18 protein-coding genes, 1 pseudogene and 1 riboswitch are annotated in these 23,442 nt (G+C 72.7%); of the genes and pseudogenes, 14 read left to right on the top strand and 5 right to left on the bottom strand.

The window, feature by feature from the left end; genetic code table 11:
• The first annotated feature begins 180 nt into the window (after window positions 1–180).
• Window positions 181–1,080: an SURF1 family protein gene (locus C1729_RS06925; RefSeq protein WP_102509290.1), complete on the top strand. Its 900-nt coding sequence runs from the start codon at window positions 181–183 to the stop codon at window positions 1,078–1,080.
• A gap of 155 nt (window positions 1,081–1,235) precedes the next feature.
• Here the strand turns inward: C1729_RS06925 and C1729_RS06920 are convergent, their stop codons facing one another.
• Together C1729_RS06920 and C1729_RS06915 are read right to left on the bottom strand one after the other, a co-directional pair.
• Entirely contained in the window at window positions 1,236–2,978 is a 1,743-nt protein-coding gene (locus tag C1729_RS06920) for an ABC transporter ATP-binding protein (protein ID WP_102509289.1), read from the bottom strand.
• Window positions 2,975–4,741, bottom strand: a complete 1,767-nt coding sequence (locus C1729_RS06915; RefSeq protein ID WP_102509288.1) for an ABC transporter ATP-binding protein — start codon at window positions 4,739–4,741, stop codon at window positions 2,975–2,977. The genes C1729_RS06920 and C1729_RS06915 overlap by 4 nt, the downstream gene beginning before the upstream one ends.
• A 58-nt stretch (window positions 4,742–4,799) precedes the next feature.
• Here C1729_RS06915 and C1729_RS06910 point away from each other — a divergent pair, with 58 nt between their 5' ends.
• From C1729_RS06910 to C1729_RS14955, 3 genes are all read left to right on the top strand, one after another.
• Entirely contained in the window at window positions 4,800–5,222 is a 423-nt protein-coding gene (locus tag C1729_RS06910) for a DUF3817 domain-containing protein (RefSeq protein ID WP_242493748.1), read from the top strand.
• Window positions 5,223–5,271: 49 nt separating this feature from the next.
• On the top strand, window positions 5,272–6,849 hold the full coding sequence (gene guaA / locus C1729_RS06905; protein ID WP_102509287.1) for a glutamine-hydrolyzing GMP synthase: 1,578 nt from the start codon (window positions 5,272–5,274) through the stop codon (window positions 6,847–6,849).
• Between the two features lie 318 nt (window positions 6,850–7,167).
• Window positions 7,168–7,767: an aromatic ring-opening dioxygenase LigA gene (locus tag C1729_RS14955; RefSeq protein ID WP_242493747.1), complete on the top strand. Its 600-nt coding sequence runs from the start codon at window positions 7,168–7,170 to the stop codon at window positions 7,765–7,767.
• A 77-nt stretch (window positions 7,768–7,844) separates the two neighbouring features.
• Here the strand turns inward: C1729_RS14955 and C1729_RS06895 are convergent, their stop codons facing one another.
• Both C1729_RS06895 and C1729_RS06890 read right to left on the bottom strand, forming a co-directional pair.
• On the bottom strand, window positions 7,845–8,270 hold the full coding sequence (locus C1729_RS06895) for a hypothetical protein (RefSeq protein WP_102509286.1): 426 nt from the start codon (window positions 8,268–8,270) through the stop codon (window positions 7,845–7,847).
• Window positions 8,267–9,658, bottom strand: a complete 1,392-nt coding sequence (locus tag C1729_RS06890) for a PspC domain-containing protein (RefSeq protein WP_102509285.1) — start codon at window positions 9,656–9,658, stop codon at window positions 8,267–8,269. Before C1729_RS06890 ends, C1729_RS06895 begins: the two co-directional genes overlap by 4 nt.
• A 136-nt stretch (window positions 9,659–9,794) precedes the next feature.
• On the opposite strand from C1729_RS06890, the gene C1729_RS06885 reads away from it, so the two are divergent.
• From C1729_RS06885 to C1729_RS06840, 9 genes and pseudogenes are all read left to right on the top strand, one after another.
• On the top strand, window positions 9,795–11,147 hold the full coding sequence (locus C1729_RS06885) for an ATP-binding protein (protein ID WP_242493746.1): 1,353 nt from the start codon (window positions 9,795–9,797) through the stop codon (window positions 11,145–11,147).
• Window positions 11,148–11,251: 104 nt separating this feature from the next.
• Window positions 11,252–11,923, top strand: coding sequence for a LuxR C-terminal-related transcriptional regulator (locus C1729_RS06880; protein ID WP_102509284.1), 672 nt, complete (start codon window positions 11,252–11,254; stop codon window positions 11,921–11,923).
• Window positions 11,924–12,000: 77 nt separating this feature from the next.
• Window positions 12,001–12,363 (top strand): hypothetical protein, encoded by a 363-nt coding sequence (locus tag C1729_RS06875; protein WP_102509283.1) that lies wholly within the window; start codon window positions 12,001–12,003, stop codon window positions 12,361–12,363.
• Between the two features lie 198 nt (window positions 12,364–12,561).
• On the top strand, window positions 12,562–13,191 hold the full coding sequence (locus C1729_RS06865) for a hypothetical protein (RefSeq protein WP_165375444.1): 630 nt from the start codon (window positions 12,562–12,564) through the stop codon (window positions 13,189–13,191).
• A 56-nt stretch (window positions 13,192–13,247) separates the two neighbouring features.
• On the top strand, window positions 13,248–13,730 hold the full coding sequence (locus tag C1729_RS06860; protein ID WP_102509280.1) for a DUF456 domain-containing protein: 483 nt from the start codon (window positions 13,248–13,250) through the stop codon (window positions 13,728–13,730).
• A gap of 120 nt (window positions 13,731–13,850) precedes the next feature.
• The gene (gene pcrA / locus C1729_RS06855) at window positions 13,851–16,370 is read left to right on the top strand and encodes a DNA helicase PcrA (protein WP_102509279.1); all 2,520 of its coding nucleotides are present in this window, start codon (window positions 13,851–13,853) and stop codon (window positions 16,368–16,370) included.
• 203 nt (window positions 16,371–16,573) lie between these two features.
• Window positions 16,574–17,875: pseudogene (locus C1729_RS14950) on the top strand (acyltransferase family protein); the annotation flags it as partial.
• A gap of 1,229 nt (window positions 17,876–19,104) precedes the next feature.
• Entirely contained in the window at window positions 19,105–19,764 is a 660-nt protein-coding gene (gene purN / locus C1729_RS14945) for a phosphoribosylglycinamide formyltransferase (RefSeq protein WP_102510569.1), read from the top strand.
• 258 nt (window positions 19,765–20,022) lie between these two features.
• Window positions 20,023–20,568 (top strand): hypothetical protein, encoded by a 546-nt coding sequence (locus C1729_RS06840; RefSeq protein ID WP_102509277.1) that lies wholly within the window; start codon window positions 20,023–20,025, stop codon window positions 20,566–20,568.
• Window positions 20,569–20,736: 168 nt separating this feature from the next.
• On the opposite strand, the gene C1729_RS06835 is transcribed toward C1729_RS06840, so the two are convergent.
• Window positions 20,737–21,255 (bottom strand): ferritin, encoded by a 519-nt coding sequence (locus tag C1729_RS06835; RefSeq protein WP_102509276.1) that lies wholly within the window; start codon window positions 21,253–21,255, stop codon window positions 20,737–20,739.
• Window positions 21,256–21,365: 110 nt separating this feature from the next.
• Window positions 21,366–21,456, top strand: a riboswitch (ZMP/ZTP riboswitch).
• 35 nt (window positions 21,457–21,491) lie between these two features.
• On the opposite strand from C1729_RS06835, the gene purH reads away from it, so the two are divergent.
• Window positions 21,492–23,111 carry a bifunctional phosphoribosylaminoimidazolecarboxamide formyltransferase/IMP cyclohydrolase gene (purH, locus tag C1729_RS06830; protein WP_102509275.1) on the top strand — a complete coding sequence of 540 codons (1,620 nt, stop codon included), beginning with the start codon at window positions 21,492–21,494 and terminating at the stop codon, window positions 23,109–23,111.
• Window positions 23,112–23,442: the final 331 nt, after the last annotated feature.

Raw genomic sequence — 23,442 nt, 5'->3', positions numbered from 1 at the left:
CCGGTACCTCCAGCGACGAGACATCCGTCACTGCGGGGCGTTCCCGACGCGGTCCGGCAGCGACGGCGGGCTGCCACCGGGACGAGCTCGTACGCGCCGGCGGAGCTCCCGGAGAGCGCGCGACCGCCGCCGGGGACCCGCGACGCCAGCCACCTCCGACGCCCGCGATAGCGTGGGCCCATGCACGAGCCTGCCCCCGACGCCTCGACCGAGACTGCAGTCCCGACCGCGGACGCGCCGGCGGCGACCACCAGGCGCGTGTCCGTCGCCGACATCGTGCGCGCGGCCTTCGTGCCGCGCGTCGTCGTGATGTTCGTCGTCATGGTCGCCGCGGTCGCGGTCTGCGCGAACCTCGGCATCTGGCAGCTTTCACGCGCCTACGAGCGGGGGACGCAGGCGGAGCAGCACCGGCTCGACGAGTTCGCGCAGGCCGGGCCGCGAGACCTCGCCGATGTCCTCGAGCCGCAGCGGCCGTTCCCCGGAGCTGCCGTCGGCGCGAGTGTCGCCGTGACGGGGACCTTCGAGGAGGACCAGCTGCTCGTCTCCGGGCGCGCGGTCGACGGCCAGATCGGCTACCTCGTGCTCACGCCCCTGCGCGTGAGCGACGACGGCAGCGGCGGCGCCTCGTGGTCCGGGCTCTCGGGCGCGCCCGTCCTGCCCGTCGTGCGCGGGTGGGTCGCATCCCCCGCAGACGCCCCGACGGCCCCGACCGGCGAGGTCGCGGTCGTCGGCTACCTGCAGTCGTCCGAGGCGGTCGGGGACGGTGCCGTCGTCGACGGGGTCACCGACTCGATCGCATCGGGCCAGCTGACGAACCGTTGGGGCGGTCCGATCTACACGGGCTACCTCGTCGTGTCGTCGACGACGCCCGCCGACTCCGGCGCGCTCACGCTCCTGCCGCGACCGACGGTCCAGGGCGGTGAGGGCGTCAACATGCAGAACCTCTTCTACGCGCTGCAGTGGTGGATCTTCGGGCTCTTCGCGATCGGGCTGTGGGTCCAGATGCTGCGCGACGAGGCCCGGGCCGAGGCCGATCCGGGCGCGTTCACGGGCTGGGAGCAGTTCCAGCCCGCGCCCTAGCGGCCCTCGCCCCGCGAGAGTCCTGCGCCTGGCGGAGCGCTGGGCTGGTGGAGTGCTGCGGCTGGCAGAGCGTCCCGGCTGGCGGGGAGACGACGGACGCGAACCGGCCGCGATCTCGGTGGGTCGCGGCCGGTTCGCGTGAGTGTGCTGCTCGGCTACTCGCTCTGCCAGGAGTGCCACAGCGCGGCGTAGTCGCCGCCGGCCGCGACGAGCTCGGCGTGCGGGCCGATCTCGCTGATGCGGCCACCGTCGACCACCGCGACGCGGTCCGCGTCGTGCGCCGTGTGGAGGCGGTGCGCGATCGCGACGACCGTGCGGCCGGTAAGGACCGCGCCGAGCGACGTCTCGAGTTCGCGGGCGGCCCGCGGGTCGAGGAGGCTCGTCGCCTCGTCGAGGATGAGCGTGTGCGGGTCGAGCAGCACGAGGCGCGCGAGCGCGACCTGCTGGGCCTGCGCCGGGGTGAGCGGATAACCGCCTGAGCCGACCTCGGTCTCGATGCCGTCCGGCAGCGAGTCGACCCACGTGCGCGCCGCGACCGCGTCGAGCGCCCCCAGCAGGGCTTCGTCGCTTGCCGTGACGTCGGCGAGGCGCAGGTTGTCGGCGAGCGTGCCGACGAACACGTGGTGCTCCTGCGTGACGAGCGCGACGTGGCCGCGCAGGTCCTCGAGCGGAAGGTCGACGAGCGGCACGCCGCCGACCGTCGCCGCCCCGCCAGTGGGCGGGTGAATCCCCGCGATCATGCGGCCGAGCGTCGACTTGCCGGCGCCCGAGGGGCCGACGACCGCGAGGCGCTCGCCCGGGCGCAGGTCGAGGTCGATGCCGTGGAGGACGTCGTGCCCCTCGCGGTACGCGTAGCGCACGGCCTCGGTGCGCACGACCTCGTCCGTGGGCTCGACGCCCGACGTCGTGCGATCGGGCTCGACGAGCCGCACGCCGAAGAGGCGCCCGAGCGACGTCATCGCGACCTGGATCTCGTCGAGCCAGAAGACGAGCTCCCAGATGGGGCCGATGATCATCCGCATGTAGAGGATGATCGTCGTGACGTCACCGACCGTCGTCCAGCCGTGGCTGATGAGGAACGCGCCCCAGAGCAGCAGGATGATCGGCGCGAGCATGAAGGGCGTGTCGAGGCCGGGCGTGAGGACCGTCCGCAGCCGGAGCGTGTACCGCTCGGCCTCGAAGGCCTCGCGGAGGTCGGCGCGCAGCCGGTCGCGGCGTGTCTGCTCGATCGCGAGGGCGTCGATCGTGCGCGCACCCTCGACGGACTCGGTGATCGTCCCGTTGAGCGCTGCGTACGCGGCGGACTCGCGCTGGTAGCCGGGCGTGGCCCGGGCGAGGTACCACCGCGAGACGATGATGACGATCGGCGCGGTGAGCACCATGACGACCGTCACCTGCGGCGCGATGATGAACGCCGCGACGAGGGTCGCGACGATCGTGATGATCGCGACGAGGACGCGCGGCACGCCGAAGCGCACGGCGAACTGCACACGGTCGACGTCGTTCGTCGTGCGACCGACGAGGTCACCCGTGCCGGCCGACTCGACGGTCGAGAGGGGCAGCGCCGTGACGGCGTCGACGAAGTCCTCGCGGAGCTCGGCGAACATCGTCTCGCCGTAGACGCGAGCCTTGCGCTGGGCGAAGCGCACGAGCACGGACTGCACGACGATCGCCGTGACGAAGATGAGCGCCGCCTGGTCGACGACCGCGAGGGAGGCGCCCGCGACGATCTGGTCGACGAGACGGCCGACGAGGAGCGGGCCGACGAGACCGGCGAGGGCCGCGATCGTGTGGAGCACCGTGATGCCGACGAGCGGACGGCTGTGACGGCGCAGGAGCGCCGCGGTGTGCCGACGCGTCGTCGGACCGTCGGCGACGGGAAGCTTGCGCCCGCTCATCGGGTCACCTCCGCGGGGGTCTGGGAGTCGTGGGTGTCCATGTTGCGGTCGACGACCGCGCGGTAGCGGCGGCCGTCCTCGCCCGTGTCGGGGACGAGGCCGCGGCGGGGGCCGCGCGCGACGATCGTGCCGCCCTCGAGCAGCACGACCTCGTCGACGTGCTCGAGGACGAGCGGGCTCGCGGTGACGAGGACCGTCGTCCGGCCGCGGCGCGCGGCCGCGAGACGTTCCGCGATGCGCGCCTCGGTGTGGGCGTCGACCGCGCTCGTCGGCTCGACGAGCACGAGGATCTCGGCGTCCGTGAGGAGCGCGCGCGCGAGCGCGACGCGCTGACGCTGCCCGCCCGAGAGCGTGCGGCCCTTCTCCGTGATCTCGCCGTCGAGCCCGTCGGGCGTCGAGTCGAGGACGTCGGCCGCATCCGCGACGTGCATGGCCGCGCGGATCTGCTCATCGGACGCGCCGCCGCGGACGTCGAGACCCGCGCGGAGCGACCCCGTGAAGAGGTGGGGCGTCGCTTCGCCGACGACGATCCGGCGGCGCAGGGCCCCCTTGTCGAGGTCGCGCAGGAGGACACCGCCGAGACGCACGGGCGTCGCATCCTCGAGCTCGTCGTCGAGCCGGCCGAGCCGGGTCGCGACGGCCGCCGAGGCGTCCGGGTCCTGGCACACGAGCGCGACGAGCCGTCCCGGCTCGACGACGAGGCCCGAGGCCTCGTCGACGAGCTCGGCACCCTCGGCAGGCATGACCGCCGGTGACGACGACGCGGGCGTCGCCGAGACCGTCTGCAGGACCTTGAGGATCTTGCGGGACGCGATGAACGCGCGTGTGACGAACTGGATGACCTCGACGATGTTCTGCATGGGCCACGTGAGGAACGAGGCGTAGCCGAAGAACGTCACGAGCTGACCGGCCGTGATGTTGCCCTTGACGGCCTCACGCGCACCGAGCCACAGGACGAGCGCGAGCATGAGGTAGGGCAGCAGGATCTGGAGGCCGTCGAGCCACGACTGCGTGACCGCGACGCGCTCGCCCGCGACCTTGACCTTCTGCGACTGCGCCCTGTAGCGGTCCGCGAAGACCTTCTCGCCACCGATGCCGCGCAGGATGCGCAGGCCCGAGACGGTGTCCGCGCCGAGCGTCGTGAGGCGGCCCTGCGCCTCACGCTGCGCCGCCTGGCGCGCCTGGAGCGGCTTGACGAGGAGCACGAGCATGCCCGAGACGATCGGCAGGCCGAGGGTCACGACGAGCCCCAGCAGGAGCGACATGTTGAGCATGATGACGGCGACGACGACGTACGCGCACAGCGAGCCGACGAGGCGCGCGGCGTTCGCGTAGATGTCGCCCATGCGTAGCGCATCGGAGGCGACCGTCGCGACGACCTCGCCCGTGGGGAGCTCCTCGCTGATTGCGTCGCCGGACTCGACGATGCGGTTGCCGATGAGCTCGGAGGACGCGAACGACGCGCGCAGCCAGTTGACGACGTCCGCGCGGTGGCCCCACGCGGCCGTGACGACCTGGACGACAGCCGCGGCGAGGAGGATGCCCGCCCACCGCCAGAGCTCGGAGGTCAGTCCCTGCTCGAGCCCCGAGTCGAGCGCGACACCGAAGACGTACGGCATGACCGTCTGGGAGGCGAAGGTGAGCACGCCGAGGATGAGCGCGAGCGCGAGCGGGCCCTTCTGCTGGCGGGCCTGCCACCAGAGGAAGCGGCCCGGGGACCGGGTGTCCGGGATGCCGGGGGAGTCGAGGGGGAGTGAACGCACCCGACTAGCATGGACCGGGCCACCGACATTCCCCGAACGCTTTTTTCAGGAGCTTCCCGTGCCGACGCCAGACCTCACGGACCGCATCGCGAAGACCCGCGCCGCGCTCGCGCGCTACCGCGTGCTCGCGCTCGTCACGGGCGTGTTCCTGCTCGTCCTGTGCGTCGAGATGATCGTCAAGTACGTGCTGCGGGCGCCCGACGACCTCATGGCGTGGATCGCGTGGATCCCCTTCGCTCACGGCTGGGTCTACGTCGTGTACCTCGTCACGGTCGTCGACCTGTGGGTGAAGATGCGCTGGGGCACCGGACGGCTCGCGACGATGGTCCTCGCGGGCGTCGTGCCTGTCATGTCGTTCGTCGTCGAGAAGAAGGTCCACGCCGAGGCCACGGCGCTGCTCGACGGCGCGGAGCGCGCTGTGGCGGCCGGCACGTCGCAGACGCCGGGCAGCACGGGAGCGTCGGGCAGCACCGCGTCCTGAGCCGCGGGCACCGCCGCGGCCCGGCCGCGCAGGCGTCTATCCTTGTCCGGTGACCAACACCCCGAACCCCGACGGACCCGTTCTCGTCGTCGACCTCGGAGCTCAGTACGCCCAGCTCATCGCGCGCCGCGTGCGTGAGGCCCGGGTGTTCTCCGAGGTCGTCCCGCACACCTGGTCGGTCGAGCGCATGCTCGAGAAGAAGCCCGCGGCGATCATCCTCTCCGGCGGGCCCTCGTCCGTCTACGAGGAGGGCGCGCCCACGGTCGACCCGGCGATCTTCGACGCCGGCGTCCCCGTGCTTGGCATCTGCTACGGCTTCCAGGCCATGGCGCAGGCCCTCGGCGGCACCGTCGCACGGACGGGCACGCGGGAGTACGGCGGCACCGACGTCGCGATCGACCGGACGGGTACGCTGCTCGCTGGCTCGCCGCCCACGCAGACGACCTGGATGAGCCACGGTGACGCCGTTCACGCCGCGCCCGCGGGCTTCGAGGTCCTCGCGACCTCGCCCGGCTCGCCCGTCGCGGCGTTCGAGGACCGCAACCGCGCGCTCTTCGGTGTGCAGTGGCACCCCGAGGTCAAGCACTCCCCGCTCGGCCAGAAGGCCCTCGAGAACTTCCTCTACGAGGGCGTCGGTCTCGCGGGCGACTGGACCCCGGGCAGCGTCATCGCCGACCAGGTCGCCGCGATCCGTGAGCAGGTCGGTGACGCACGCGTCATCTGCGCGCTCTCAGGCGGCGTCGACTCCGCCGTCGCGGCTGCGCTCGTCCAGAAGGCCGTCGGCGACCAGCTGACCTGCGTCCACGTCGACCACGGGCTCATGCGGGCCGGTGAGGTCGAGCAGATCGAGCGCGACTTCGTCGACTCGACGGGCGTGCGCCTCATCGTCCGCGACGAGAAGGAGCGGTTCCTCACCGCGCTCGCCGGCGTCACCGACCCGGAGACCAAGCGCAAGATCATCGGCCGCGAGTTCATCCGGGTCTTCGAGGACGCCGCGCGCCAGGTCGTCGAGGAGGCCGGCGAGTCTGGCACCGAGGTGAAGTTCCTCGTCCAGGGCACTCTCTACCCCGACGTCGTCGAGTCGGGCGGCGGCGAGGGCGCTGCGAACATCAAGAGCCACCACAACGTCGGCGGCCTGCCCGACGACCTCCAGTTCGAACTCGTCGAGCCGCTGCGCGACCTCTTCAAGGACGAGGTGCGCGCGGTCGGCCGCGAGCTCGGCGTTCCCGAGGAGATCGTCGCGCGCCAGCCCTTCCCGGGCCCCGGCCTCGGCATCCGCATCGTCGGTGAGGTCACGGCCGAGCGGCTCGACCTGCTGCGCGCCGCCGACGCGATCGCGCGCGCCGAGCTCACGGCCGCGGGCCTCGACGGCGAGATCTGGCAGTGCCCTGTCGTGCTCCTCGCGGACGTCCGCTCGGTCGGCGTCCAGGGCGACGGCCGCACGTACGGCCACCCGATCGTCCTGCGTCCCGTCTCGTCCGAGGATGCGATGACCGCGGACTGGTCGCGCGTGCCCTACGAGGTCCTCGCGAAGATCTCCACGCGCATCACGAACGAGGTTCCCGAGGTCAACCGTGTCGTCCTCGACGTCACGAGCAAGCCGCCGGGCACCATCGAGTGGGAGTGAGCCGCAGTCCTGCGGCATGACGACGGCCCGTCACCTCTGCGGAGGTGGCGGGCCGTCGTCGTCGTGCGGGAGCCCGCCTCGAAGCTCGGGACCGACGTCCTGACACGCGGCCACGGAGCGGTGGTAGGGGCGCCGCTGCACCCGCATCAGCCTGCGGCGACGGGAGTCGGCGTTTCTGACGGAAGAACCCGGCGCCGCCGTGAAAAGGTGGCCGAAGGTCCCAAGATCACGGCTTCCGCAGTCCGTAATTTAGGAGTCGAGGCAAGAACCACCGACCGGACCGGATCCCCGGGCCGGCACCTGAGGGGAAAGAAACCAATGAACGCCAACGTCAAGAAGTCCGTCTCGATCGTCGCGATCCTGTCGTTCGTCGCGGGCGCCGTGCTCATCGTCGCGGGCGGTGTCGTCTGGGGCATGATCACGAGCCAGCTCAAGGCCGAGGAGATCACGATCTCCGCCGACGCGGACATGCTCGCCGGCAAGAAGGTCGGCGGCCCGTTCACCGCCTACGCGCAGGCCGAGGTCATCAACAAGCACGCGCTCGCCGGCTCCGAGGGGCAGACCTACGCCCAGCTCGGTGCGAAGGTCAGCGAGCTCAAGGCGGCCGCGAAGGCTGCTGACACGACGAAGTCCGAGGACATCGCCGCCGCCGTTGACAAGCTGGACATCGCGACCCTCACGCAGCTCAACGCCGCCCCCGAGGTCATCACGAACACCGAGGCAGCCGCGAAGGCCCAGGGCCAGCGCACCACGGTGATGAACGGCTCGTTCCTCCGCGCGTCGCTCTTCTCCTCGGTCATCGCGTACGGCGTCTCCGCCCTCGTCATGGGCCTCGGCGTCATGATGCTGGCCTTCGGCTTCGCGTTCAACCGCATCGCGTCGGTCCCCGCGCCGGCCGCCGCCGTCACCAAGGAGTGACGCCGCGCTGAGCGCAGCGCACGACGACGAAGGGCCTCACCCGGTGGGTGAGGCCCTTCGTCGTGCTCGGGGTTGTGTCAGCGTGCACGCTCCCGGCGGCTGCGTCGCACGGACGTCGTGAGCGCCCCGGCGAGGAGCGCGACGCCCGCTCCGGCGAGCGCGACGATCGCGACGAGCCCGACGTCGAGCGTGAACCCGGCAGCGGACGCCGCGAGGACGACGCCCGCGACGACGAGGATCGCACCCCAGACGATCGTTCCCGTGCGCACGCTCGTCGACACCTCGCGCGGTGCATCGGCGGGCGGAGCGGTCCACGCGGGAGGTGGGTAGGCGGTCGCGGCCTCGGCCGACGGGGTGTACCCCGCGGACGGTGCGTCGGGCTCGACACCAGGAACGGTGTGCGGCGTGTCGTCTGCCATGGTGTCGTCGGCCGTCACGGTGTCCTGAGGAGTCACGGAGTCGTCGGGCGTCACGGGCAGCGGCTGGGTGGGATCGGTGGTCATGCTGACTCCTCGGTGAGCGAGACGGAGCCGAGGCCCGCCCGGAGGTCGAGACGAAGGGTGGGGGTCGCGCCGTCGCGGACGGCGGCGGACTCGACAGTGCGGCGGATGCCGACTCCGTCGACGGACGTCGTCGTACCGTCGCTGAGGTGCGACTCGATGTCGCCCGCGCCGAGCTGGACGTCGGCGACCCAGGCGGCGCCCTCGGGCAGGGTGATCGTCGCGTCGCCCATGCCGAACGACACGGGGACGACGAGCTGCTCGGAGCTCAGCGGCACGTCGGAGAGGTCAATGTCCCAGCTGCCCGCCCCGAAGACGAAGCCGTGGCCGGCGACGACACGGTCGTTCGGCGCGCTCGTCCGGTCGCCGAGCACGAGGCGCTCGGCGGTGCGGACGTCGAGCGGTGACCCCGCTCCGTTCCACAGCGCGGCGGGGGCGCCGATGACGAGAGCGAGGACCGCGAGCGTGCCGAGCGAGCCGGCCGAGCGACCACGGACGCCCGCGACGATCGTCGCGACGCCAGCGAGCACGACGAGCACCGCGAGCGCCGAGAGCAGGAGCGGGCCGTCGAACGCGGAGAAGCGCTGCGCGATCATGAGCCCTGCGACGGTGAGTGCCGTGAGTCCGACGACGAGGCTCACCGACACGGCACCTGCGCCGAGCACGACGGGCCCTCTCGGAGCCTTCCACCCTGGGACGGGCTGGGGCGGAGCCGGGGGAGCGGTCGACGTCCGGGGCGTCGACCAGGCCGGGCCCTGGGCCGCGGGGGCCGCCGGCCCCGCGGCGCTCGCCGAGCTCGTCGACGACCAGCCGGTCGACGCGGGAGCCGGCGCGGGCGGCGTCGGCCCCGACCACGAGGACGCACCCGTCCATGTCGGCGACCCCGGAGCGGCGCCGGGCGAGGCAGGCGGACGCGGCGTCGTGCGCTGCTGGCGCGTCGTCGCGATCCACACGACGACGCCGATGATCGCGAGCACCCAGAACGCGCCGGTGAGGCCGTCGCCCCAGCTGCCGAGGAGCCGCCACGGCCCGAGCCACGAGAAGCCGGTCGCGAGCATGAGGAACGCACCGACGATCGCGACGTCGAAGTCACCGCGCACGAGCTGCTGCGCGTGGATGCGACCGTCGGCCTCCTCGGGGAGGAACGCCCAGCCGAGCGCGTACGCGACGAGCCCGATGCCGCCGAGGAGCATCGACGCGACGAAGAGCGCCCGCACGACGACGGGGTCGAGCCCCCAGCGACGGGCGAGGCCGTGCGCGACGCCACCGATCCACCGGTCCTGCGCCCGGAAGACTCCCCAGCCACGGATCGAGTCGAAGAAGCGGTCGGTCCCGGAGGGCTGGGGCGGCGGGGTGGGGCCCGGTCCCTGGGGGTGCGGTGTCGTGTCCATGGCTCAAGCCTCGCCCGGCGGCGGCGCCCGGGACCATCGGGTGTCACCCTGAGCGGACCCTGGTTCTTGCACGGGACGACCCTGATCCTCGCCGCGGAGCCTCCCCAGGGTCGTGTGCGTCGGCGAGGATGGGGGTGTGCTCCCCTTCCTGCCCGCGACGCCGCCCGAGCGGCTGCCGCTGCTGCGCCCAGACGCGGGGCGCCTCGTCGGCGGCGTCGCCGCCGGTCTTGCCGCGCACCTCGGGCTCGAGGTCCGGCACGTGCGTCTCGCGCTCATCGGGCTGTCGTTCGTCGGCGGCATCGGCGTCGCGATCTACGTGTTCTGCTGGCTCCTCGTGCCGGCGGGCGACCCTGTGCGTGCCGCGGGCGACGCGCTCCCGGCGTCGCGGGCGCGGCTAAGTCGTGGCCCCGCCGCGACGCTGCGACGGCTGCCAGTCCGTGACATCCTCATCGGCGTCCTGCTCGTCGCCGGCGCAGTGCTGCTCATCGGGCTGAGGACGGGGTGGCACGTCGGTGTCGAAGGGGTGCTGCCCGTCCTCGTCATCGTCGTTGGGGCGCTGCTCGCGTGGAGCCAGCTCGACGACGTCGACCGCGGTCGGCTGCTCGCGCGCTCGGGCGGCCGGACGCCCGGCGCGCTGCTGCGCATCGCGGGCGGTGCGTTGCTCGTTATCGTCGGCGTCGTCCTCCTGCTTGGCCCCGAGCTCTCCGCAGGGGAGCTCGGGACGTCGCTCGTCGCGGCGTTCGTCATGCTCGCGGGGCTCGCGCTCGTCGCGGCGCCGTGGTGGCTGCGGCTCACGCGCCAGCTCGGCGCGGAGCGCGAGGCGCGGGCGCGCGAGGCGGAGCGCGCCGACATCGCGGCGCACCTCCACGACTCCGTGCTCCAGACCCTCGCGCTCATCCGGCGCGGCGCCGATGACTCGGAAAAGGTCGCCCGCCTCGCGCGTGCGCAGGAGCGTGAGCTGCGGGAGTGGCTCTACGACGATCGGCCGCAGGAGGGCACGAGCGTCGCAGCCGAGCTCAAGCGGCTCGTCGGGCAGATCGAGGACGGGCACTTCCGAGGTGGCGAGGACGCGCCCGCGCGGACGGTCGACACGGTGGTCGTCGGGGACTGCGTGCCGTCGCCCGCGACGACGGCGCTGCTCCAGGCGACGCGCGAGGCGCTCGTCAACGCGGTGACCCACGGTGCGCCGCCCGTCTCGCTGTTCCTCGAGGTGCGTGACGACCGCGTCGAGGCGTTCGTGCGGGACCGCGGCGAGGGCTTCGACCTCGACGCCGTGCCGACGGACAGGTTCGGGGTGCGCGAGTCGATCCTCGGACGCGTGCGGCGGCGCGGCGGCACGGCGGAGATCGTCGTGCGCGAGGGCGCGGGCACCGAGGTGCGGCTCTCGGTGCCGCGAGCCGAGCCCGACGCCCCGGCCGCGACGTCCGGCTCGGCGACATCGGGCTCGGCGGCCACGGGCACGGCCACGCCGAGCACCGCGGAGGCGTAGGCGCCTCCTCCCGGTCCGGGACCGGGCTCTGTCCCGCGAGCGAGGGTGGTAGGGCACGATGGTCCCCGGAGGCGTCCGCGCGGACGCCGGGAGGACAGCCCCAGATGAACGTGCCCGAGCCCGACGGTCCTGTGAGCGTCGTCCTCGTCGACGACCACAACATGTTCCGCGCTGGCGTGCGGGCGAGCCTCGACGCGCGCGTCGACGTCGTCGGCGAGGCCGCGGACGTCGACGCGGCGGTCGACGTCGTCACGCGTCTGCGTCCCGCGGTCGTTCTGCTCGACGTCCACCTGCCCGGCGGGGCCGGCGGGGGAGGGGCCGAGGTGCTGCGGCGCTGCGCGGACCTGCGTGAGTCGACGCGCTTTCTGGCGTTGAGCGTCTCTGACGCGGCTGCGGACGTCGTCGAGGTCATCCGGGCTGGCGCTCGCGGCTACGTCACCAAGGCGATCGAGGGACCCGCGCTCAGCGACGCCGTCGTGAGCGTCGCCGGGGGCGACGCGGTCTTCTCCCCGCGCCTCGCGGGGTTCGTGCTCGACGCGTTCGGCACGGCTGCCGCGGACACGGCCGTGCACGACGACGAGCTCGACCGACTCTCGGCGCGCGAGCAGGAGGTCATGCGGCTCATCGCACGCGGCTACGCGTACAAGGAGGTCGCCTCCGAGCTCTTCATCTCGGTGAAGACCGTCGAGACCCACGTGTCGTCGGTGCTCCGCAAGCTGCAGCTCTCGTCACGGCACGAGCTCACGCGCTGGGCGGCGGCCCGGCGGCTCCTGTGAGGGACCTCACCGCCATTTCGTGACGACGTGTCGCTTCGGGGTCGCACCGTCATGCCCGTCATCCCTACGATGACGGCATGGACCTCGTCTACAAGATCTTCCTCATCCTCCACGTCGTCAGCTGGGCCATGATCCTCGGCGGCGTCATCGTCACGCTCAAGGAGCCGCGCCTCGCCAAGGGCACGATGCACGCCGCGCTCACTGCCCTCGTCACGGGTCTTCTGCTCGTCGGCCTGGCCGAGATGGGCGACGGCAAGGTCAACCACATGAAGATCGGCATCAAGACGCTCGTCACCATCGCCGTCGTCGTCATGACGATCCTCGGCGAGAAGAAGCCCGAGCGCGTGACGAAGGGCTACCTCGTCGGCCTCCTCGCGCTCGTCGTGCTCAACGTGTCGCTCGCCGTTGGCTGGGGCGAGAAGCACGGCGTCGAGGCCTGATCGGCCACGCAGCACCCGACGGCCCCGGCCGCGCCCCTCGGCGCGACCGGGGCCGTCGGCGTCCCCCCCCCACGACGGACCGGGACGCGGTCGCCGGCCCGCCGTGCGCCCTCGCGCGCCGCGTCCGGTTGCGGCCCGCCTCCTCCCGGGAGAGTCTGGCGGGCGACCGATGCTCGGACCTGAGGAGGTCATGCGACCGTGAGACGGCGATCCCTCGCCCACGTGCCTGCCGCGGCGGGGCTGCCCGCGCGCTCCGCGGTCGCACCCGGTCCTGCCGCCGCACCGTCGGCGACGCGGGCGCCGTGGCGACGCGCCGCCGCGCTCGGGGCCGTCGTCGCACTCGTCGCCGCGCTCGCAGGGTGCGGCACGCCCGACGCCCCGACCCCCGACGGCTTCGTGCGCGTCGTCGAGGACAGCACGTCGGTCGCCGTGCCGTCGACCTGGGTCGAGGGAACGCCGACGGGCTTCTACGCGATCGCCCGCCAGGACGCCGCGGGCGACGGCTTCGCGGTGCGCCTGCTCGCCGGGACCCGGAACGAGGCGCGCACCGCGCGCGGCGCACTGAACGACATCCGTGACTTCGCAGGGATCATCCCCGACACCCCCACGAACATGAGTGAGGTCGAGCGGGGCGACGGCCGCGAGATGTGGGTCTGGGACGTCGTCTACGGCGACGGCGCCTACAACCTCGTGGCGTGGGGCCTGCACGACGACGAGCTTGACCAGACCGTCGTCGTCACGCTGAGCGCCACGGGCACGGTCGACCCGGAGCTCGCGACGAAGGTCCGCGACTCGATCGACATCGTCGAGGTCCCGGCCAAGGGCTGAGCGACCTGCGCCCGCGGGCTTCGCTGACGACCGGCCTCGGGCCGTAGCCTCGTCCTATGGAACTCTGGGGTGAGCTGCTCGTCGGCCTCGTCATCGTGCTGGGCCTGTTCGGCGTTCTTGTGCAGGTGCTGCCCGGAGGGTTCGTCGTGCTCGGCGCGATCCTCGTGTGGGCGATCTTCACCGGAGGGGTCGCGTGGGCGGTGCTCGCCGTCGCGGCGCTCGCGACGGTGGCGGCCGCCGTCGGGAAGTACTTCGCCGCGGGGCGGTACATGCTGCGCAACGACGTGAGGTCCTCGACCCTCTGGTGGGGCGTCGTCGGCGGGATCATCGGATTCTTCGTCATCCCCGTCGTCGGGATGCTCGTCGGGTTCCCGCTGGGCGTCTACGTCGCCGAGGCGACGAAGCGTGACTGGGACACGACGGCGGCGTGGCGGGCGACGCTCGTCGCGCTCAGGGCGACGGGGTTGTCGATCCTCGTCGAGCTCGCGGGGGCGATCGTCGCGACGGTCGCGTGGATCGTGGGTCTCGCCGTCACCTAGCGATCCCGACAGCCAAGAATCCGCGCAGATGGTCACTCCCGGTCGCCATCTGCGCGGATTCTCCGGAGAGGGGCGGCCGCGAGCCCCGATGTCGGTGGCGCGGCTTAGGCTGGTGCCGCTATGAGCTCACTCTTCGACTCCCTCGCCCTGCCCGGTTTCGACGACTCCGCGCGCCTGCCGTCGGTCGCGCCGCGCACGTGGACGGAGCCGGAGCACGACGACGCGCTCGCAGGCCCCGACCCGGCCGACCTGCTGGTCGGGCTCAACCCCGAGCAGCGCGCGGCCGTCGAGCACGGCGGGTCGCCCCTGCTCATCGTCGCGGGCGCAGGCTCGGGTAAGACGCGCGTCCTCACGCACCGCATTGCCTACCTGCTCGCGACCGGCCGTGCGTACCCGTCGCAGATCCTCGCGATCACGTTCACCAACAAGGCGGCGGCGGAGATGCGTGAGCGCGTCGAGGCGCTCGTCGGGCCGGATGCGCGCCGCATGTGGGTCTCGACGTTCCACTCGGCGTGCGTGCGCATCCTGCGCCGCGAGCACGAGCACGCGGGGCTGCGCTCGAGCTTCTCGATCTACGACGCGGCGGACTCCCAGCGGCTCATGACGCTCGTGTGCCGCGAGCTCGACCTCGACCCCAAAAAGTTCCCGCCGCGCCAGCTCCTCAACCGGGTCTCGGACCTCAAGAACGAGCTCGTCGACCCCGACGACTTCGCCTCGCGCGCAGGCCGCGAGGACGACTCGACGTCCGGCGGCGCGTTCGACTCGGTGCTCTCCCAGGCGTACACGCGGTACCAGGCGCGCCTGCAGGCCGCGAACGCCCTCGACTTCGACGACATCATCATGACGACCGTCCACCTGCTCCAGGCGTTCCCGGCCGTCGCCGAGCACTACCGGCGGCGCTTCCGGCACATCCTCGTCGACGAGTACCAGGACACCAACCACGCCCAGTACGTGCTGGTCAAGGAGCTCACGGGCACCGGCCCGGACGCCGAGCACCCGCACGCGCTGCCCGCGGGCGAGCTCACGGTCGTCGGCGACTCCGACCAGTCGATCTATGCGTTCCGCGGCGCGACGATCCGCAACATCCTCGAGTTCGAGAAGGACTACCCGCAGGCGCGCACGATCCTCCTCGAGCAGAACTACCGCTCGACGCAGACGATCCTCTCGGCCGCGAACGCCGTCATCGCACGCAACGCCGACCGCCGACCCAAGAAGCTCTGGACGGACGCGGGCGATGGCGCGCAGATCGTCGGATGGACCGCGGACAACGAGCACGACGAGGCGCGCTTCGTCGCGGAGGAGATCGATCGCCTCCACGACTCCGAGGGCGTCCGCCCGGGCGACGTCGCGATCTTCTACCGGACGAACGCGCAGTCGCGCGCGCTCGAGGAGGTGCTCATCCGCGTCGGCATCCCCTACAAGGTCGTCGGCGGCACGCGCTTCTACGAGCGTCGCGAGATCAAGGACGCGGTCGCGTACCTGCGCGCCATCGCGAACCCGGACGACGACGTCAACCTTCGGCGCATCCTCAACGTCCCCAAGCGCGGCCTCGGCGACCGCGCCGAGGCCGTCGTCGCGGACCTTGCAGCGCGTGAACGGATCTCGTTCGGCGCGGCACTCGCCCGCGCGGACGAGATCCCGGGCCTTACGAGCCGCACGACGAAGCCGCTCGCAGCGTTCGCCGAGCTTCTCGCCGAGATGCGTGCGCTCGCCGAGTCGGGCGCCAAGCCCGCCGACGTCCTCGCCGCCGTGCTCGACCGCACGGGCTACCTCGCCGAGCTGCGGGGCAGCGAGGACCCGCAGGACGCGACGCGCGTCGAGAACCTCGCCGAGCTCCACGCGGTCGCGACCGAGTTCAGCCAGCTCGACCCCGAGGGCGACCTCGCGGACTTCCTCGAGCGCGTCTCGCTCGTCGCGGACTCCGACCAGATCCCGTCGGCCGACGACGCCGCGGGCGACCGCGACGGTGCGCCCGTCGTCGAGCAGGGCATGGTCACCCTCATGACGCTCCACACGGCCAAGGGGCTCGAGTTTCCCGTCGTGTTCCTCACCGGCATGGAGGACGGCACCTTCCCGCACCTGCGGTCGCTCCACGACGACGCCGAGCTCGCCGAGGAACGTCGCATCGCGTACGTCGGCATCACGCGCGCCCGCGAACGGCTCTACCTCACGCGGTCCGCGGTGCGCTCGGCGTGGGGTCAGGCGCAGGAGTTCCCGCCGAGCCGCTTCCTCGACGAGATCCCCGAGCCGCTGCTCGACTGGCGTCGCAAGGAGTCGTCGATGTCGACGCTGCGCGGCGGCTCGCTCTACGGCGGCTCCTCGTACGGCGGACGCCGGGACTCCGACGGCTACCGAGGCGGCTGGGGCGACGGCGGTGGTCCGGGCGGCTCGGGCGCGCGCTCGAGCGTCGTGACGTCACGCCGTGCGGACCCGCCTTCGCCGTCGTTCGGCTCCGGGACCAAGAACGACGGCCCCGCGCCGGACCTCGCGGTCGGTGACCGCGTCACGCATGACACGTACGGCATGGGCAAGGTCGTCACGGTCGAGGGCACCGGCAGGAACGCGGTCGCGAAGATCGACTTCGGTGCCGACGGCATCAAAAGACTGCTGCTGCGTTACGCCCCGGTCGAGAAGCTCTAGCCGACCCTCCCGCACGGCTCTTAGGTCTGGAGCACCGTTCGACGGTGCTCCAGACCTACGAGCCGGGGGTGCAGCCTTCCGTCAGGCAGCGCCGTGTGCGTGCCCATGGGCGGCATGAACGTGCGGTGGGGGAGCTCGAGGCTGCCCCAGCTGGCGGGCGAGTGCCGTGACTGCGGGGCGAAGGTCCCCCTCCGGTGGGGCCGATGGTCCGTGATATCCGTCGGGCGCCTCCGATGAGGAGCGGCGCGGGCCGGGGTGAGGACCTAGGCGAGGGGCGCCGCCGGACGGCGTGCCGCGCGCACGGCGTCGGGGCACTGAGGGTGACAATCGTGGGGAGATCATCGGAGGACACTGCCCGGGACGGAGGTAGCGTGCGCGACGACGAACTGCACGACGCCGACCCGCGGCCTGCGCGGCCAGGACCGGTGCCTCTGCCTCCGCCGCGCACCGCCGTGCGCACCGCCGTGCCGGCTCCTGCCTGGGGTACGCCGCGCACGCACGGCGGCCCGACGGACGTGCAACCGGCCGGGTCGCAGCACCTCGGCGGGCTCGACGGGCTGCGTGCGGTCGCGGTCGTCGCGGTGCTCGTCTACCACCTGTGGCCCGGCACGCTGCCGGGCGGGTTCCTCGGCGTCGACGTGTTCTTCGTCGTCTCCGGCTTCCTCATCACGACGCTGCTGCTCCGCGAGGCGCAGCGCCACGGGAAGATCGACCTGCCGCGCTTCTGGCTGCGCCGTGCGCGCCGGCTCCTGCCGGCGCTCGTGGGTGTCGTCGCGGTGAGCACGGTGGCGGCCGCGCTCGTCGAGCGCGACCTGCTCGTCGGCATCCGACGGCAGGTGCTCGGGGCCGCGACGTTCTCGACGAACTGGCTCGAGATCGCGTCGGGCGGCAGCTACTTCGACCGCACCGCACCCGTGCTCCTGCAACCGCTGTGGTCGCTCGCGATCGAGGAGCAGTTCTACGTCCTGTGGCCGCTCGTGCTCGTCCTGCTGCTCGTCGTCGTCCCGACGTGGCGGGGGAGGGCCGTGCTCGTCGGCGCGGCCGCGGTCGCGTCCGCGGTCGCGATGGCCGTGCTCGTCGACGGAGCGGACCCGACGCGTGTCTACTACGGCACGGACACCCACATCTTCGGGGTGCTCCTCGGCGTCGCAGGGGCACTCGCGTGGCGGGCGGTGCGCGGCCGGCCGCTCGTCCCGCCGTGGGCGCCGCCGGCCGCGCTCGTGGGTGTCGTCGTCGCGATGGTCGTCGTCCGCGACGACGCGCTGTGGACGTACCGCGGGGGTATCGCCGTCGTGTCCGTCCTCGCGCTCGTCGTCGTCCTCGGTGCGACGCGCCCCGGGCGGTGGACCCGCGCGCTCGACGCGACGCCGTTGCGGATCGTCGGCGAGCGCTCGTACGGCCTCTACCTGTGGCACTGGCCGGTCCTGCTCGTCGTCACGGCCGCGCTCGACGCGACGCCGGGGACGGCACGCTGGCACGTCGCGGCGGTCCTCGCGCTCGCGGTGACGGTCCTGCTCACGGAGCTCTCGTTCCGGTTCGTCGAGACGCCCGTGCGGGCGCTCGGCTACCGGGGTGCGTGGCGTGCGGTGCGGGAGCGGCTCGTCGCGGCGCGTCCGGCGTTCGCACGGGTCGCGGTCGGGCTGCCGGTCGTGTGGACGCTCGCGCTCGTCGTCGTGCTCGTCACTGCGCCGACGATGTCGTCGGCCCAGCGCATGATCGAGGAGGGGCTCGCGGCGCAGGGGCCGCCGCCGGTGGCGCCGACGGCGCCCGGTCCGACGGGCGGGGGCGGGACGACGCCGACGGACTCCCCGACGCCGACGGGCACACCGACGGAGAAGCCGACGACGAAGCCGACCGGCACTCCGACCGAGGACCCGACTCCGCCGGAGAAGCCCACGACGACCCCGCCGAACGCTGCGACGAAGGGGCCCGTCGACGGCCGCGTCGTCTCCGCCTTCGGCGACTCCGTGCTCTCGGGTGTCGCCCCGGGCGTCCTCGCGGAGATGCCGGGCATCGCGATCGACGCGAAGCCGATCCGTCAGTGGCCGGACGCGGTCGGTCTCGTGCGCGCGCACGCCGAGGCGGGCACGCTGCGCGACCACGTCGTGCTCGTCTTCGGCACGAACGCGGGCCTGCACGACGACACACAGAAGGCCGCGCTGCGGGAGACGCTCGCGGCCGTCGGGCCGGACCGACCTGTCGTCCTCGTGACGATCGTCGGCGTGAGCCGCTGGGTCGACGCGTCGAACGACGCGCTCCGGGCGATGACGCCACCGAGCACGGGGACGCCGTGCTTCTCGAAGATGTCGCGCGCCTGGTATTCGAACAGGTCCACCCTGCTTCGTCCTTCCCTCGACCGGCATGAATGTCTCGACGTCGAGACATCANCGACGGGGCAGGGCACGACGGGGCAGGGCACGACGGGGCAGGGCACGACGGGGCAGGGCACGACGGGGCAGGGCACGGCGGCGACGCCGCGGACGGGCCCGAGCGCCCGGACGGCGCGCACGACCCTCACGACGCCGACGACCCGCACGGTGACGTCCGGCGGCTCGACGACCTCGACCGCGAGCGGTACGACGAGCGCGAGCGCCCCGTCGGCCGACTGAGACCCGTCGCACGACGCACGGACCCGTCGGTGCGCGCGCCGGGTCGTGGTGGGCGCGGAGCACGGGTGTCAGCGACGCCCGCGGACGACGCTGCCGAGGCGCGGCGCCGCCGCTACCGTGGTGCCGTGACCGACTCCGAGAGCCTCGTTCCTCACCCCTCCGCCGCCGGACGGACCGACGCCGTCCGCCTCGTCGTCCTCGTCTCGGGGACCGGGTCGAACCTGCGTGCGCTGCTCGACGCGCATGACGACCCGGCCTACGGAGCACGCGTCGTCGGTGTCGTGGCGGACCGGCCGGGCATCGGCGGGCTCGACCATGCGCGGGCTGCGGGTGTGCCGACCGCGGTCGTGCAGGTCACCGACTTCGGCTCGCGCGAGGAGTGGGACGCGGCGCTCGCGAAGGCCGTCGGCGTCTTCACTCCCGACTGGGTCGTCTCGGCGGGCTTCATGAAGATCCTCGGGGCGGCGTTTCTCGCCCGCTTCGGCGGCCGCACCCTCAACACGCACCCCGCGCTGCTGCCGTCGTACCCGGGCGCCCACGGCGTGCGCGACGCGCTCGCGGGCGGTGCTCGTGTCACGGGGGCCACGATGCATCTCGTCGACGCCGGGGTCGACACGGGGCCGATCGTCGCCCAGGTCGCGGTCGACGTCACCGACGACGACACCGAGGAGACGCTGCACGAGCGCATCAAGGTCGTCGAGCGGGCGATGCTCGTCGAGAAGGTCGGGCGTATTGCACGGGAAGGCCTCGTCGTCGATGGGCGCCGCACGCGCATCGGCCGCTGACTCGTTCCGACTCGTAGGGCCCCAGCACCGTTCGATGGTGCTGGGGCCCTACGAGTCATCCCAGCGAGTCGACTCGTAGCGCGTGTGCACACTGCATGGGCAGTGTTCGAGTGTGCAGGGATGCTACGAGTCGGGGCGGGGTGGCCGGACGGGACCGACCACCCGCCCAGCTCAGCCAGGTCAGCGCCGTGGCGGTGACCCGCCTACCGTCCGCGACCGGCGTAGCGTGAACCGCAGACCGACGACCGAAGGAGCACGATGGGCGAGAGCCAACTCGCGCCCGGTGAACTGCTGCTGCGCCTTGCGGCGCTCGAACGCGGTCAGGCCGAGCCCGTCGTCGTGGCCGTCGACGTCGGTGAGGCGGTGCCGAACCACGCACGTGGCTCGATCGCGACCCTCGCGCTCGTCGGAGGCCGCACCGTCGTCGTCCCTCTGGTGGTGAGCGACGCCGGGCTCGAGGCGGCGGTGTCCGGTGCACTGGGTCCGGTGGCGCCGCGCGTGTGGACGCCGAAGCGGTTCCCGAAGGAGCCGATCACGCCGCGCGAGAAGTGGGTCGAGCTGCTCGACGACCTCGGCGGCTGGTACGAGATGCTCGGCCGTGTGCGTCCAGGGCTGCGGCTCGTGTCGATCCGTCGGGATGTCGAGCTGCGTGCGGGAGCGGTCGCGCGGGTCACGGTGACGGACGGTCGCCGGAGCGCGGTGACGGAGGTGCCGCTGGACGACGGGCTCCTTGTCGTCGGTCTCCCCGACGATCTCGCGACGTCGTTCGGCGCTCTCGCAACCCCCGACCCCCTCGACTCGTAGCGTCCCTGCACGCTCCCGCGCACGCGGTGTGCGCGGCGGAGTGTGCAACGGTGCTACGAGCCGTCAGAGGGTTTCGACTCGTAGTCCCTCAGCACCATCGAACGGTGCTGAGGGCCTACGAGTCGTTCTCGGAAGGTGCTGCGTCGCGGGAGCGGGAGCCGGAGCCGGTCAGTGCGTCTCGGCCGCCGCGTCGGCGCCCGCACGCGAGCCGAGCTGGTCGTCGATGCGCAGCAGGCCCGAGCCGTCGTCGCCGACGAGGCGCAGGCGGCCGAGGATCTCCCCGACGCTCGCCTCCTCCTCGACCTGCTCGTCGATGAACCAGTGGAGCAGCGGGATGACGTCGATCTCGCCGACCTCCTGCGCGAGGCGGTAGAGGTTGCGGATCGACTCCGAGACCTTCTTTTCGTGCGCGAGGGACGCTTCGAAGCACTTGACGACGCTCGATGTGTCGATGACGGGGGAGGCGATCGCGCCGATCTGCGGTGCGAGGCCGCGGTCGGTCGCGTGCGCGGTGAACTTCGCGGCGTGGACGCGCTCCTCGTCGGACTGCAGGCGCATCCAGCGGGCCATGCCCGACAGGTCATGGTTCTCGAGGGCGATCGAGAGCTGGAGGTAGGCGATCGACGACTCGAGCTCGAGCGTGATCTGGTCGGCGAGGGCGGCGGCGAAACGCGGGTCGATGCTCATACTGACGACGCTAGCCGCGGCGCGGCGCCCGCACCAGGCAGACGCACCGCAGCCACGTCGCCCGGACGTGACGCGCATCTCTGCAGCGTCGGAGCCTCGCCCGCTAGGATGGTCCCGGTCGTGACTGGCGCAGGTGGGGTGAACCACCGGGGAGCGGCCGAGGAACGCGATCGTGGTACGCCGCCCGCCTGGGCGTCCCGGCACACCCGCCGTCAGCGAACCCCGAGGAGCCCCTCATGTCCGCCGCTCACACCCCCGCCCCCGCGCTTGCGGACGACGCTCGACGCCCGGTGCGTCGCGCTCTCGTCTCCGTCTACGACAAGACCGGCCTCATCGAACTCGCCCGCGCGCTCGCGGACGCGGGCGTCGAGATCGTCTCGACCGGCTCGACCGCTGGCACGATCGCCGCCGCGGGCATCGCCGTCACGGGCGTCGAGGACCTCACGGGCTTCCCCGAGTGCCTCGAGGGGCGCGTCAAGACGCTCCACCCGCGCGTCCACGCCGGGATCCTCGCGGACACCCGCAAGGACGACCACCTCGCGCAGCTCGACGAGCTCGGTGTCGCGCCGTTCGAGCTCGTCATCGTCAACCTCTACCCGTTCACGGCGACCGTCGCGTCCGGGGCGAGCCCCGACGAGTGCGTCGAGCAGATCGACATCGGCGGCCCCACGATGGTGCGCGCGGCCGCGAAGAACCACCCGTCGGTCGCCGTCGTCACCGACCCGGCGCAGTACGGCTCGGTCGTCGCCGCGCTCGGCGCGGGCGGCTTCACGTACGCGGAGCGCAAGGCGCTCGCGACCGCCGCGTTCATCCACACGGCGTCGTACGACGTCGCCGTCGCCTCGTGGATGGGCTCGGTCGTCTCTCCGAACGACGCCGTCGAGGTCGACGGCGCGCAGGTCTCGACGGGCTTCCCGTCGTGGCTGGGCGGCACATGGACGCGCGCCGACGTCCTGCGCTACGGCGAGAACCCCCATCAGCGCGCGGCGCTCTACATCGACGGCTCGACGGACGGCCTCGCGCAGGCCACGCAGCTGCACGGCAAGGCCATGAGCTACAACAACTACGTCGACGCGGACGCTGCGTGGCGCGCCGCGCACGACCACGGCGAGCAGCCGACCGTCGCGATCATCAAGCACGCCAACCCGTGCGGCATCGCGGTCGGCACCGACATCGCCGATGCGCACGCCAAGGCGCACGCGTGCGACCCGCTGTCCGCGTTCGGCGGCGTCATCGCCCTCAACGACATCGTCTCGCCGCAGGCCGCGCGTCAGATCGCGGAGGTCTTCACCGAGGTCGTCGTCGCGCCTGGCTACGAGCCCGAGGCCCTCGACATCCTGCGCGCCAAGAAGAACGTGCGTCTCCTGCTCGTCGACGCGGAGCCGTCCGCACCCGTCGAGACGCGCCCCATTTCCGGCGGGCTGCTCGTCCAGGCCGTCGACCGCCTCGACGCGGCGGGCGACGACCCGACGACCTGGACGCTCGCTACCGGCGAGGCGGCCGACGACGCGACGCTCGCGGACCTCGCGTTCGCGTGGCGCGCGGTGCGTGCCGTGAAGTCGAACGCAATCCTCCTCGCGGCCGGGGGCGCGTCGGTCGGCGTCGGCATGGGCCAGGTCAACCGCGTCGATTCGTGCCGCCTCGCGGTCGAGCGTGCGGGCGAGCGCGCGGCCGGGGCTGTCGCGGCGTCGGACGCGTTCTTCCCGTTCGCCGACGGCCTTCAGGTGCTGCTCGACGCCGGCGTGCGCGCGGTCGTCCAGCCGGGTGGGTCCGTGCGCGACGACGAGGTCATCGCCGCCGCGGCCGCCGCCGGCGTGACGCTCTACCTCACGGGCACGCGCCACTTCGCGCACTGAGCCGCTCCGCGACGACGGCCCTCCCGCGCTCTGCGCGCGGGAGGGCCGTCGTCGCGCCCCGCGCCGTCGTCGTGTCCTGCGCCTCGTCGTGCCCAGAGTCTCGTCGTGTCCTGCACCTCGTCGTGCCCAGAGTCCCGTCGTGTCCTGCGCCTCGTCGTGCCCAGAGTCTCGTCGTGTCCTGAGCCGCGTCGTGCCCAGAGTCTCGTCGCGTCCTGCACCTCGTCGTGCCCAGAGTCTCGTCGTGTCCCGAGCCTCGTCGTGCCCAGCGTCGTCGTGTCCTGCGCCTCGTCGTGCCCAGCGTCGTCGTGGCTCGATAGCCCATCCATGCACG

This window comes from Sanguibacter massiliensis, assembly GCF_900240335.1.
Classification (GTDB): Bacteria; Actinomycetota; Actinomycetes; order Actinomycetales; family Cellulomonadaceae; genus Flavimobilis; species Flavimobilis massiliensis.
Note: the sequence above shows the minus strand (reverse complement) of the source record. Positions and strands in the feature narration are given on the sequence as shown.

Bases quoted from the DNA above. Each gene is read 5' to 3' on its own strand.
- C1729_RS06835 (WP_102509276.1), bottom strand. From the start codon at position 21,255: ATGAGCATCGACCCGCGTTTCGCCGCCGCCCTCGCCGACCAGATCACG.
- C1729_RS06875 (WP_102509283.1), top strand. From the start codon at position 12,001: ATGGACCTCGTCTACAAGATCTTCCTCATCCTCCACGTCGTCAGCTGG.
- purH (WP_102509275.1), top strand. From the start codon at position 21,492: ATGTCCGCCGCTCACACCCCCGCCCCCGCGCTTGCGGACGACGCTCGA.
- C1729_RS14955 (WP_242493747.1), top strand. From the start codon at position 7,168: ATGAACGCCAACGTCAAGAAGTCCGTCTCGATCGTCGCGATCCTGTCG.
- C1729_RS06860 (WP_102509280.1), top strand. From the start codon at position 13,248: ATGGAACTCTGGGGTGAGCTGCTCGTCGGCCTCGTCATCGTGCTGGGC.
- C1729_RS06925 (WP_102509290.1), top strand. From the start codon at position 181: ATGCACGAGCCTGCCCCCGACGCCTCGACCGAGACTGCAGTCCCGACC.
- C1729_RS06890 (WP_102509285.1), bottom strand. From the start codon at position 9,658: ATGGACACGACACCGCACCCCCAGGGACCGGGCCCCACCCCGCCGCCC.
- pcrA (WP_102509279.1), top strand. From the start codon at position 13,851: ATGAGCTCACTCTTCGACTCCCTCGCCCTGCCCGGTTTCGACGACTCC.
- C1729_RS06840 (WP_102509277.1), top strand. From the start codon at position 20,023: ATGGGCGAGAGCCAACTCGCGCCCGGTGAACTGCTGCTGCGCCTTGCG.
- C1729_RS06880 (WP_102509284.1), top strand. From the start codon at position 11,252: ATGAACGTGCCCGAGCCCGACGGTCCTGTGAGCGTCGTCCTCGTCGAC.
- C1729_RS06920 (WP_102509289.1), bottom strand. From the start codon at position 2,978: ATGAGCGGGCGCAAGCTTCCCGTCGCCGACGGTCCGACGACGCGTCGG.
- C1729_RS06895 (WP_102509286.1), bottom strand. From the start codon at position 8,270: ATGACCACCGATCCCACCCAGCCGCTGCCCGTGACGCCCGACGACTCC.